The 13,668-nt window shown below is 33.2% G+C and carries 6 protein-coding genes; 2 read left to right on the top strand and 4 right to left on the bottom strand.

Annotated elements, in window-relative coordinates:
* Positions 1 to 287 precede the first annotated feature (287 nt).
* Positions 288 to 3,563, top strand: a complete 3,276-nt coding sequence (locus tag ABI657_RS02715) for a CheR family methyltransferase (RefSeq protein ID WP_348095701.1) — start codon at positions 288 to 290, stop codon at positions 3,561 to 3,563.
* 566 nt (positions 3,564 to 4,129) lie between these two features.
* Positions 4,130 to 4,693: a DUF6642 family protein gene (locus ABI657_RS02710; protein WP_348095700.1), complete on the top strand. Its 564-nt coding sequence runs from the start codon at positions 4,130 to 4,132 to the stop codon at positions 4,691 to 4,693.
* 75 nt (positions 4,694 to 4,768) lie between these two features.
* On the opposite strand, the gene ABI657_RS02705 is transcribed toward ABI657_RS02710, so the two are convergent.
* The 4 genes from ABI657_RS02705 to ABI657_RS02690 all read right to left on the bottom strand — a co-directional run bounded on the left by ABI657_RS02705 (position 4,769) and on the right by ABI657_RS02690 (position 13,621).
* Positions 4,769 to 5,647, bottom strand: coding sequence for a T9SS type A sorting domain-containing protein (locus ABI657_RS02705; protein WP_348095699.1), 879 nt, complete (start codon positions 5,645 to 5,647; stop codon positions 4,769 to 4,771).
* Positions 5,648 to 5,853: 206 nt separating this feature from the next.
* Positions 5,854 to 10,350 carry a hypothetical protein gene (locus tag ABI657_RS02700; protein WP_348095698.1) on the bottom strand — a complete coding sequence of 1,499 codons (4,497 nt, stop codon included), beginning with the start codon at positions 10,348 to 10,350 and terminating at the stop codon, positions 5,854 to 5,856.
* A gap of 126 nt (positions 10,351 to 10,476) precedes the next feature.
* On the bottom strand, positions 10,477 to 11,934 hold the full coding sequence (locus ABI657_RS02695; RefSeq protein WP_348095697.1) for an Ig-like domain-containing protein: 1,458 nt from the start codon (positions 11,932 to 11,934) through the stop codon (positions 10,477 to 10,479).
* Between the two features lie 109 nt (positions 11,935 to 12,043).
* The gene (locus ABI657_RS02690) at positions 12,044 to 13,621 is read right to left on the bottom strand and encodes a DUF5123 domain-containing protein (protein WP_348095696.1); all 1,578 of its coding nucleotides are present in this window, start codon (positions 13,619 to 13,621) and stop codon (positions 12,044 to 12,046) included.
* Positions 13,622 to 13,668: the final 47 nt, after the last annotated feature.

The following is a 13,668-nucleotide window of genomic DNA, read 5'->3' as shown; positions in this document are numbered from 1 at the left end:
CTTTTTTATGCACACATGAATTGACTCTCTGGAGTATCAGATGTAGATGTTGTATGAAGCATTATGGCTATTAAAATAAATTTTTCATGATATTCAATTTTAATTTAATAATTTGATTATTAGATAAATACATCTATAATATTTATCGTAAATACAAATTTTGGAAACAAATTGAACTTTTTTTTATACATTATTAAACTTTGTTTTACATGATTACCACATAAACGCTTATTAATTTTTTAATTCTAAAAGAGTTTATACCTTTGGTTTAACTCATTTAAATAATTATGAATTTCCCAGAAAAAAATAATCCTCCAAAAAAAGCACAAAATTTTCCGGTTGTTGGTATTGGTGCTTCCGCAGGAGGTTTAGATGCTTTTAAAAAAATGCTTACAGCAATTCCTGAAGACTCAGAAATGGCCTATGTTGTTGTTCAGCATTTATCCCCTGATTATCCAAGCAATCTGCCTGAAATATTAGCTCAACATACTATATTACCTGTTCATGAAATTATTAATGATATCAATCTCGCTCCTAATCATGTCTATATTATTCCAGAAAACACTCTTGTAATTACACATGATGGGGTTTTAAAACTTAAACAGAGAACACGCAGCGAAAGACGAAACAACAGTATAGACATATTCTTTGAATCCCTTGCCGAAGTTCATAAAACCTTTGCCATTGGCATTATACTCTCAGGAACTGCTTTTGATGGCACAGCAGGACTTAAAAAAATTAAGGAATTAGGAGGGGCTACTATTGCACAAGATCCTGAAACTGCAGCCTTTAAAGGGATGCCACAAAATGCAATTGAAGCTGAGGTGATAGATTATATAGTAGCTCCTGAAAACATCCCTTCAAGATTATTGGAAATACAAAAGAGCTACATAACCAATTATGCTTACACAGAAGAGGAACATATACCAAAAAATGAAGAAGGTATTATCTTTCAAATTATTAATCTTATTTTTTTAAGAACTGGCAATGATTTTCGAAATTATAAACAGCCCACCATAAGAAGGCGCATTGCCAGAAGAATGGTTATTCTTAGAAAAGATACAATTGAGGATTACTATAATTTTCTTAACAATGATAAAAATGAACAGGATTCATTGTTTAATGATTTGCTGATTCCTGTAACGTATTTTTTTAGGGATGAGAAATCTTTTGAAAGTTTACCTAAAATTGTTTTTCCATTAATACTACAAAATATCAGCAATAACACACTTAGAATCTGGGTGGCAGGCTGTGCAACAGGCGAAGAGGCTTATTCTTTGGCTATTTCAATCCATGAATATTTAACACAAACAAATAATAAGGATATCAAAGTGCAGATTTTCGCATCTGATATTTCCGAAAAATGCATTACAAAAGCCAGGGCAGCCATTTATTCACATCAGGATGTACAGCAAATATCTGAAGAACGATTGCGTAATTACTTTACAAGAAGAGATGGGCATTATCATATCAATAAAATAATTCGTGATATGTGCATCTTTGCAGTGCATAATTTTATCAAAGATTCTCCTTTTGCAAAAATTGATTTAGTTACCTGCCGAAATGTACTCATTTATTTCAACCAGCTTTTGCAAAATAAAGTTTTAACTGCTTTTCATTATTCATTAAAGGAAAAAGGTTTATTGTTTTTAGGAAAATCAGAAACGGCAACCAATGCTCAAAATTTATTTGAAAACATAGGAAAACAGGAAAAAATTTATATTCGGAAATTTGCACCTGGACGGTATCTCCCGGAAGCATTTAAACGTCCTCAAATCGACTTGAATAAAGTTAAACCTGAAGAAATAAAAAATACTCCGCAAACTGATTTCAGAAAAATAGCCTCTGACATTTTATTTTCTGACTATACTCCTGCAAGTGTAATAATAAATGAACATCTTGAGATTGTTCATTTTCATGGAGATACCAGTCCTTTTTTATCACCATCACCAGGAAAACCAAATTTTGATATTTTAAAAATGGCGCGTGAAGGTATTAGTTTTGAATTACGTAATGCTATTATAAAAGTAAAGAATGAAAAAGTAACTATTCAAAAAAACAATATTAAGGTTAAAAACAAGTCTTATCTTGCTTCTTTTGAAATACTTCCACTTCAGCATGATAATGAATATCTTATGGTACTTTTTTACAAAAAAGAGATACCAGATGCTGTTGAAAATAGTTTGAATATAGAAAATTCAGATCAAAAACGAAATAATGAACTTGAAAAAGAAATTTCCCAAATGCGGGAAGATATTAAAAGGGTAACAGAAGAACAACAAACAGTTTTTGAAGAATTGCAGACTACCAATGAAGAACTGTTAAGCAGTAGTGAAGAACTTCAGGCTCTAAACGAAGAATTAGAAACTTCTACCGAGGAACTCCAATCTAATAATGAAGAATTGATGTGTGTAAATGATGAACTTATGGATCGTCAGGAACAGCTAATATCAACCCGTAATTATTCTGAATCAATTATACAAACAATTCGTGAGCCATTATTAATTATTGATAAGGGGTTTATAATCAGGAGTGCTAATCCTGCATTTTATAAATATTTTAATACAACTGAGAATGAAACAGTAGGCTTTAGCTTTTTTGAGATTGGCAAATGTCAATGGAATGTTCCTGAATTCAGACAAAAAATATATAATATAACGCAGGATAAGATCATCCTCGAGGATTTCAAAGTAGATACTGTTTGTACTGATATTGGAAAAAAAATAATGATGGTAAATGCACGTCCTATACTTAATTCTAAGCCTGAAGGCATGATTCTTTTAGCTCTCGAAGATATTACAGATTTAGTAAGCGCAAATGAATTACTGACAGCTAAAAATTCCGAATTGCAAAAATACAATGAGCAGTTAGAAACTTTTACTTCTGCGGCAAGTCATGATTTACAGGAACCTCTTCGCAAAATTCACATGTTTTCAAAAATTATTTTTGAAAATGAAAAAAATTTAAGCGAAACAGGAAAACACCATCTTGAACGTGTTTTGTTTTCTGCGACCAATATGAGCCAGTTAATTACTGATCTGATTAACTATTCGAGAATTAACTTTATAGAGAAGGAATATAAAAAAACAGATATGAATTTGCTGTTAAAAAAGACTCTTGCCGATTTGAAAGATACAATTAATGAAAAAAATGCTGCTGTATCAGTTGGCTCATTTCCTCAATTAAATGTCATTCCTTACCAAATGCAACAATTATTTACAAATTTGATAATGAATTCCATAAAATATGCAAAAGATGGCGTTGCTCCTGAAATAAAAATTGAAACGATTGAGGCTACAAAACATGAAATTGATGAAATTGGAGAAAAACAGGAAATGAATTATGTGAAAATTTCTGTTGCCGATAATGGTATTGGGTTTGGTAAGGATTATGAAAAACGAATTTTTGATCCTTTTTACAGATTGCATAACAATGACCAATATAGTGGGAGTGGCCTGGGTCTTACACTGGTAAAGAAAATAGTTGCCAATCATAAAGGATTTATAAAGGCTTCCAGTAAACTAAATCTGGGTACCAAAATGTTTATTTATATTCCATTGTAATAATTTTTGGTATCAATTATAATGATACCCGATTTTTTAATATTCTTTAATTGTCTTTTTCCTTCTCCTGTACTGGAATATGTTTTCTATTGCCTCTTTGATTTAAAAAGGATTGTAAACAGCCTTTTCTTGATGAAATTACTATACTTCTGAAAACAGTAAAAAAGATTTTATTTTTTCTGAAGACAAATAATATTGGGTTCAATCCAGCAATTGAACCAAAGATTTTAACTGGATAATTTTAACTCAGAAAACTATTTTAAGTTATTTTAGATCGGCCTCATTATATTTTATAAAGTACGGGTCAAGTGTCATTTATGCCTTTGGAGCTACAGATAAAGAATATTGTTTAACAGATATTTAATTTAAGAATTTTAATTTTTATATAATTTTACCAAAAGCTCACACAATTCCCTTATTTAGACTAATGAATACTGGAATACTATATCCAAAATATTGTTATAAAATGTGTTTAAAAAACTAAGAATATAATAGCATTTTAAACAATAAAAAATATATTTGTGTAAACTGGTATTTGGTATATTTATTTATAGAAACATAATTGTATGGATTATGAAAAATTTATTTTCTGCCTCGAAGGAGTTCGGGATGTAGATATTGTTTCAGTTACAGATGTGGTAAAAAGTTTAGAGGAAATTGCTCTCGATCAGGGTATTGCCAGTATTTATAAAAGCTGTGATACCATTGAAGGATTAGAAGAAAGCCTGAATGCCTTGCTTTACGATGATCATAATTTTAAGGATTATGAAATTATTTACTTCGTCATGCCCGGTGAGCCGAATAATATATGTCTTCATGATTATTATTACAGCCTTGAAGAAATAGCAGAACTTTTTGAAGGGAGGATGAAAGGAAAAGTGATTCATTTTGCCAATAAAAAAATATTGGATTTAAATCATGAAGAAGCACAATATTTTTTGGATATTACAGGTGCCCGTGCCATTTTAGGTTACGGATCATCGTATAATAAAATAGCAAGTTCCAGTACGATAGATAAGGCTTTTTTTAGTTTATACCAGGAAAATGATAATCTTGCTGAGGTTGTAGAAGAGTTATACCAGAAACATTATGCGCTTTGTAAACTATTGGATTTTAGAATGTATTATTAAAATCATAAAGCAAAAAAAAGGAGAATATTCGATATTGAATATTCTCCTTTTTAATATTATATTTTAAGAGGTAAATTAGTTAATCAGCACTTTGGCTGTTTTTTCACCTTCAGCTGATTTTGATTTAACCACATAAAGACCTGTATTTAAATCAAAACTTGTATCTGATCCTGTTGTGAATGATTTGACCAAAACACCACTGATTCCGTAAACATCAACTTTTGTGTCTGATTTTACATCGGATACAAAAACCAGTTTTCCATTAGAGAAAACATTTGAAGAGGCATCAGCCTGAAAGTCATCAACACCAAGTAAGGTCGTTGTTACATTAGCACCTGTAACTTCGATTTTATAGATATTACTAGAGGTTGTATCTCCATAGATATAAATTTTACCCACCGCAGCCTGAACAGCAGAGATCGTTGCTGTGAAAGTAACTAAATCTCCAAATCCTCCAGAATTAGATGTACCAGAACCAAGAAGAGCAACCCCATTAGTACATAAAACGTTACGTACAGTACCATTACTGCCTGTTTTAAACCAAACTTTTACAGTGCAAGCTCCATCAACATTAAAATAAAGGTAACGTTGTGTTGGCAAAACATTCCCAGCAGAACCTCCGCCACCTCCATTTAACTGGAAACGGTTAGCTCCTGTATATGATGCTCCACCAGTAACAGCTGAAAAATCTCCGGTTGATGCATTAACTGCTCCAAAATTTGTAATAGCTGTTGATGCAGGAGCATTTGAATATAAACCTAATTTATCTATTACCGCATCAGTGGATGCTCCAATAGTACCAACACCGCCTGCTGTTACTGGCCATGCAGCGGTAACAGCACCATCATTTACACTTGAAGTACTATTGCCAAAATCCCAAACTGTAGTTTGAGCATTTATTGAAATTGCTGAAAAAAGCAAAATTGAAGTTAAATAAAGTAATTTTCTTTTCATAATTAATTTTTATAGGTTAATAATTACACATGTAATCGATTGTCTAAATTAAGGATTTTTTTTATTTAAATAAAATTTTATCTTGTCTTTTTATACATCTTTAAAAGTTTTGAGTGATTTTAACTAAAAACCATAGTTTTATAATAATAAAAGCGGGTTTTTGGAAAACCAAAAACCCGCTTTAAATTAAACGTTAAGCCAAATTATTAATTCGTGATAACTTTTACAGCCTTCTGACCATCTTCAGCTTTAATTAAAACAATCCAAACTCCATTTTGAAATTCAAAATCAACATCTTGAGTCGTTTTGAATGTTTTAACCTTAGATCCTGTTATAGTATAAATAGCTACAGCAGTTTCTGATTTAACATTTGAAATGGCAATTCTATTTTTGTATCCAATAACCTTAACCGCAGAAGTTGGCGTATTATCTTTTACACCTAAACTTTCATTAGCAATTAATTGTGGTAACGGATCCCATCCATCACTTCCTTTTGTAAAATTTAAAGTTGTAATAGCAGTACCATCTGTAAGTGTTGCTGTTGCTGGCTTAGTAGCCCAAGCTGCACGAGCTGATGAATTATCTGCTCCTGAATTTTCGATAGTTCCGTATTCATACATTTTAGCAGACTGCCCACTTAATGAATCATTCCATCCCAATGGAACAATTAAAGACTGACCAGCATTAGCAGTGAAATTAGTCGTTTCTATAGTCGTTTTGAAAAAAACAACTTCACTGGTTGTTGCTGCCCAAGGGCGACCAAAATAACCAGGTTTAGAGCGATATACTGAGGCCGTTTCTGTACCCGGTATTGCCGAAGTAACCTTACACTCATACATTAAATAACCTCTTCCTGATGCTTGTTGAGGAGCCGTAATATAAGACTGATCTCCACTATCATCACTTGTGTTCATGGCTAAGTCTGATTTATAAAAAACAGCATTCATTCCGCCGAAAATATAATCAGTACCTCCCATCATTACACCTTTGTAAACCACAACTCTTGTACCAGTACCTCCGTAAAAAGAATCCTGACGACCTACAACTCTACATTTATTCAATACAACTTTATCTATATTGTTCAGAATAGAAATTGCAGCTGCTCTTTCAACAAAACTTTTTCTTTGTACTTCTGTATCACCATAAGTAGTTGAACGCTGTCCTTTACTTCCTGTAGTCCACATTACTACAACATCTTCAGATTCTTTTTTAGAAACATACTGATTAAATGAGTTTTCAAAAATAATATCATTAGCCTCAAAACCATTTGCCCCCACTACAACTGTAGCATTCCAATAAGAACCATTTGTTGTTCCAGATCCTTTATTCTCATAGGATAAATAACCATTTTCTTTGTTTACTTTTAAAACATCTTCATGCCACTTTTGATCAGATGACATACTGTAATAATTGTAACCGTGACCATAATAAGAAGTAACTCTTACTGCTCCTGCATCAATATCAACTCCTTTATTTAATAAATTAATGTTTGGAGTTGCAGCAGCATTTTTCAACGTTACATTTGCCTGGCTAATGACCAGCATTTCTTCATAATTACCCGGATCAATCATAATTGTTACACGATCTGTAGCTGTACGCGTCATTTTTGTTACAGCATTCAGAGCAGCGTTAATTGTTTTATATGTCTTATCTGTACCAACAGTAAGAATTGGCGAATAAGCTGTGTTACCAGTTGAAGCCGGCGCTACAAAATCAAGTGTTTTAGAAGTTGCAGCATTAGTAACTTTTAAATTAGACGTCAAAGTCATTACCACTACATTACTATCTAACCCGCTGTATGAAATACTATAAGTTCCATTACGTAACGCTATTCCTGAAACAGAATTAAAATTATACACATACCCACTTTCGTTTAGGTTTGTAAATGTCAATTTTAAATTACTAATCTGAGTAGCATCCAAACCTGTTGTATTAATGGTTATTGGATATGTTGGTTTTGCGGTAAATGCTACATTCGCACTTGTAGTTCCTGTAATTGTAATTGTATTGGCTAATATCTCAAAATCATTTACGTTTTGACCTGAAATAGTATATTCTGTATTTGGTTCTAAATCTACAGTATAAGTACCATTAGCTGTATTGATCACTGGTGCAGGTACATAAATTTTATTAGCAGAAGCCGGAGCAGTATATTTTAAAATTAAATTTGAAATAGTAGTCCCCAAGCCTGTAATTGCACCACTAACTGTATACAATTGTACTTTTTCAATTACAACATCATGGGTTGTAGTCGTTTTTAATACTTGTAACGAACTTCCATTATTAATAAGATATCCATTTGCATTAGACAAACTCAGATTATACATATATCCCGCCGGCAATTTTACCGTATAAGAACCTGAAGCAATTGTTGCTGCAAAAGCCTTACCTGCAGAATTTGTAAACAAAACATTATATCCATTAGGAATTCCACTGGCTTGTGCCACATCTAAAGTTCCTGTAAGATTAACATAATCTGCATCCTTTCTATAAATTCTATAATAGCTAGGCTTATCTTTAGTATCAAAAATATGATACGTTCCCGATTTTTTAGCTACAAATTTAAGTTCAGTTATAGTGGAAGAAAGTGCGACTTGATCGGTTTGTTCAGCAGGATTTCCAACATATTCAAAATTAACAACTCCACCTGCATCTGTCTTGGCAACAACCGTAACTTCATCATCTGCGCTTAATGTTAAGCTCATGTATCTTCCTACAGCTGCTCCACCATTAACATACACTCTACCTTGATAGTCAGTTGTTCCCGAATAATTTTCATCGAAACGGGTAAGATTTGTATTAAGGGTTCTTAATCTGTCATTTGATCCTCCTACCCAGCTCAATACTCCTGCTGAAAAAGAAGGCAAAACATTTCCATTACTCCCTACGACAACAGAAGGTAAATACCAACCATTAATAGCTGACTGAGTTAGTTTATTGTTATACAAAGTAACATCAAGCTGTGTTGCACCAAAATCCCAAACATCAGTTTTACCATTTGAGGTAATTACTTCTGCTGCATTTTCAACACTCATACCATGAATATAAATTTCTGCTGTTGGGTTAGCAGCACTAACTAATTTTGCATTGACAATTCCTTTAGCTCCTGTATAAGAAAAACTAAATGGTTGTGCATCAGTTAAACCATTATTTTGTGCTCTAATGGTACCTAAAAGATTATTTGATTCATCTCTAAATTCTAAAAGAGCATCCGGAGATCCGTACGTACATGCAATAACGGTAATAGTAGCATTACCTGCTAACGCTACATCAAATGAATTTCCTGCATAGAAAACACCACCGTGTGCAGCATCGTGATAACCAAACTTAACAGCGTCAGTAACCGTATTACTTTTTATGGTAACCATGCCATCATTGGTAACATAGGTATTATATCGCAGAGATGTATAAGCTGTCTGTGGAATTTCTGAACCGTTTGCAAAATTATAGGTGTAGGTTTTTCCGAATTCCGGCGCAGCAACAATACTATTATCCTTAATCGTAATTGCGTAGGTTTTTGGATCAGCCGCACTATTGGTATAAGTAACTGTCATTACATCGCCATTAACACTCACTGAAGCAATATCTCCTGTTAAAACAGATGTAAAACCAGACAACGCACTTCCATTCAAGTTTATTCGTACTGATGCTTTTTCGTTAGTAGCACTAATTACAGTACCAGCACTAACGCTAACGATAGCATTAGATACAGCATCAATTCCTGATTGAAGATTAATAGTAGTTCCATTTATAGCAATAGTACCTGTTTTTTGCACATAAGAACTTAATGAAACAGGATAAGGTACGGGAGACACCTCAATGTATGGTAAATAATTGGTTGGTCCTACGCTTTCAAGCGTAACCGTACCGGCAGTTCCCACGTATAAAATATTAACATAAGTTGGGGCTCCATTACTAAAAGTTGTTCCAGTATTATTATTAACCGTCGTTACATCAAAAGCACCAGTTGCACTTGTAGCTTTTATAGTACCGCCTGAAAACTGATCAGTTGCAACCCTAATATAACTATTTCCTGCAACCTTAAGTGTAATCTTGTTTCCTGCTTTGAATGCAATACCATGCTGAGCTCCATTTAAGCTATAAGCATTACAACATCCAGCCTCAATTTTAAACAATCCCAGTTCGTAAGTATTTCCCGGATATGTACTTGAAATAATACTCTGATCTCTTAAATCAAAAGAATAAGCAATATTTTTCTCAGGAGAAGTAAAATCTTTACCAAGCTGAGACGGTATAACTTCAATTTTTGGAAGATAAATATCATTGCCAGTTCCTACTACAGCCTTAAAGTTTAAGACAGCCGCAACACCTGAATATACAAAATCATACGTATCTACTTTATCATTGACTACTGTAGTCACCTGAGTTCCAAGATTTGCAGATGTAGAAGAAGTTCCGGTAAGTTTTAAACCGGAATATTGAGAACCAAGAAATCGAATCGTACAACTTCCTGGAACTGAAATATTAATTTCCTGGTTCAATTTCAAATCCAAACCATAGCCACTCGGACTATTGTTATGCCATGTATAGGCACCTCCCAAAGTCAGTTTACCATCTGTACTCTGCTTGGCAGCAATGATGGTTCCGTCTGTAAAATCATAAGTAATTGAATTCGTAATCTGGCCCCGTACAACGGATCCAAACAGAATCAATACTAAAAAAAATAGATAATTTTTCTTCATAGTTAATGTGTTAAATGGTTAAAGTTTAGTTTGTAAAAAAAGTTAATGGTCATTATTTAATACGTTAGTTTTGATGATTACCCAACGAATTATTTTATTGTTAAATTCTAATATTATCATCAATATTTAAAGCTCAAAAGCACCCAAATCAGGTAATGTGCCATTAAATGGCAAGCCAACATCGACCCCTTTGTTGATCATATCACTATCAGCTTTTAAGTGAAAGAAAGTAACATCCGGTAAACTGCCATCTGCTTTTCTCGCTCCTAATAACTGGGAATAATCAATACTGGTAAAATCGTCTGTAGTGACTGTTATTCCGTTTTGCCAGCTGTTATTAGTTACATCGACAACATCAGCAAGCGCAGTTCCGAAAGCTCCCAGAACATTACTGTTTTTAATAATCAGTTTTGCTAACGGATTTGTACTGCTAAAAGAATAATTTTTTCCATTATCATAAGCGGAACAGTTATAGATCGTAACTTCTCCTCTATTGCTATTATGATCAAAACCATCCGCTACATTTCCTGCTGCTATACAATTGGTATATTTAGCATTATGTTTTAGTAATTTATCGTCACTCCCTCCGGTTTTAAATCCGTTTCCGTCTCCGACTCCTTTGATTCCTGTTTTAAGATAACCGTTTTTTACAGCCCAACAATTCTGATAAGTAGTCGAAATATTATCTGTATCTCTTAAATACCCATCCCAGCCATCATCTAAATTTTGCCATGCTCTGCAACCTATAAATTTATTACCTGTTCCTGCATTTAATTTACAGGCAAATCCATCAGCATTTTCTAAAGTTGCATCGGCATTAAAATAAGAATCGCAATTCAGAATCGTATTATTGGCAGCACCGTTGTCTAATTGTAATCCGGAATCAGAGCATTCTGAGAATGTCATAAATTCAATTACATTATTACTTCCTTTCACCTGCATTCCATTATCTCCTGCTTTATAAATATCAATTCCTTTTATGTGCCAATAATTACCTGTTAATACTATTCCCTGATTAGCTGAACTTTCAGGCATTGCAGAAAAATCTAGTTTTGGTCTTACTGCTCCGTCTTTTGCCTTAAGCGTTATCAGTTTATCTGAAGTTCCGGATGCAGCTAATGTAATTTTTGAAGTGAGAGCATACGTACCTCCGTTCAAAAGAATAGTTTCACCTGCTTTTACTTTGGCAAGAGCTGTACTTAATTCTGTAACATTGGAAACCTCATAACCAACAGGATTAACTGAAAAACTGGTTATATTAATTATTTTTGTAGCTGAAACAGTACTTTTATCCTTTGCAGTTGCAGTAATAGTAACGGTTCCATTTTTCTTTGCAGTTATAAGACCTGTTGGAGATATTTCAGCAATTGCAGCGTCAGAAACTTTCCATGATACTGTTTTATCAGTTGCATTTTCAGGTGTTATTTTTGCTGTCATCTGTCCATTTACACCTGATGCAATATCAGTTCCCTGTATTTCAATCACTTGAACCAATATAGCTGAAACCTCTGTGTTTCCATCATCATTTTGGCAGGCAATCAAGACAAATAAAGCTATCAGGCTTAAAATATTTTTTGCTTTCATTTTATTTAATAATTATTGTATTAAATATTTAGGTAATTTTTAGTAAAAAAGGCATGCAAAAATGTTTTAAATTCAGCATGCCTTTATAATTAAAAATTGTTTTATCAGCTTATTTAATCCAACGCTGATCTCCTATATTGTTATCAATCAGGTTTTGATTCTGAACTGTGAAGTCACCAGAAATTGCATTAACAAATTGAGGATCTAATGCCGTTCCGGAAACATCCGATTTTAATGGAAGCACTGGATTTGCAAAATTTAGATTAGGTGTGTTGTAATAATTGTTTTTTACAAACACAGGACTATCCGTAGTGGACTGGTTGGCGTATCTCGCTACCGTTTCTGCAAATATTGAATTGCGTACAGCAAGGTTATGTTTTACGAAACGAACATAGAATATTTGAGAGCCACTTGCAGCAATCGTATTGGTCACACCATATAATGTACAATTTTCAATTGATATGTCTGATGTAACGGTACCAAATGTTGTAGCACTATCTTCTCTTATAAAGGCACTTCCACCAGCAACACATTTATTAAATGTACTTTGTCTTAGAATAATCTCATCTGCAAAAGCAGCTCTAAAATCAATAAATGATCCTGTTCCAGCTGTTCCTACATTAGTAATAACAGAATTTTCTACAATTATCGATTCAATTTTAGCAGCTATACCGCTTCCAGCTCCAATAAATGTACGATCGTAATCATTAATTGTACAACCACTAATTAAAAGCTTACCATAATCAGCACTAGCAGAATATCGTATTACATCTACTTTATTGCCAGCATCTCCTTTTAAATCTAAATCAATTAAACTAACATCGCCACTATTTGGAGTAATAGAAAAAGTAAGTTTTAATTTAGGCTTATCAAAATCTCTTAATCCTCTAATAGTAACAGGCTTAGTCAATATTAGGGTTATTACTTGTGAAGTATAGTCACCAGGCTTTAATATTAATACTGAGCCGGTTGGCGCATTAGCTACTACAGTGGCTAAATTATCTTCAGGACCTACCTCAATACCATCAGAAATATCAATACCGGTTTTGATTACCCTTGAACCTCTTCTTGAAGTATTGTTATATAAATCTGCAGTATATATAGTCTGTGAAGTTAATCCGGTAATTGTTGCTATTCCACTTACTTTTTCTTCAGCTGTGATAGTATGTGTTACTGTTTTTAATGGATCACTATTTTTAAGTACCAACTCTGTAACATTACTATTAGGAACCCATCTTAAAGTAACATCTTTTGATAAAATATCCCCATCTTGTACAGCAAGGAAGAGTTGCTCTGATAAAGTAGTAGCCGTAACAACAGACCATTTAGAATCGCTTTTACCTGTATTGCTTACCGATTTTACCCTGATAGAATAAACAGTTTCTCCTTCTAAAGCTACCTGAATTGGCAATTCGGCAGCATTTACGTTAATCGTTTTAAAAATAGTTTTAAATTCCGGATCACCGGCTGCAATTTCTACTGTATAATGATCAGCGTCTTCACTTACTGTCCAATCCAGTTCAACTTTAGTCTGATTCCTGATCCTGGCTGTAATCCCTATTGGCGAAAGTTCTCTGCTTGCACCAATATCTTCTATCACACCTTCACTGTAATTTTCACAGCCTGAAACTATGAACAGTAGCAATAAAGTGGCAATTAATCCTTTTAATATATATTTTGTCTTCATAAACAATAACTTATAATTTATTATTAATTTCTCAATCAAATATTAAT

This window comes from Flavobacterium sp., assembly GCF_039930565.1.
Lineage (GTDB): Bacteria > Bacteroidota > Bacteroidia > Flavobacteriales > Flavobacteriaceae > Flavobacterium.
This window is presented reverse-complemented; position numbering and strand designations above follow the sequence as displayed.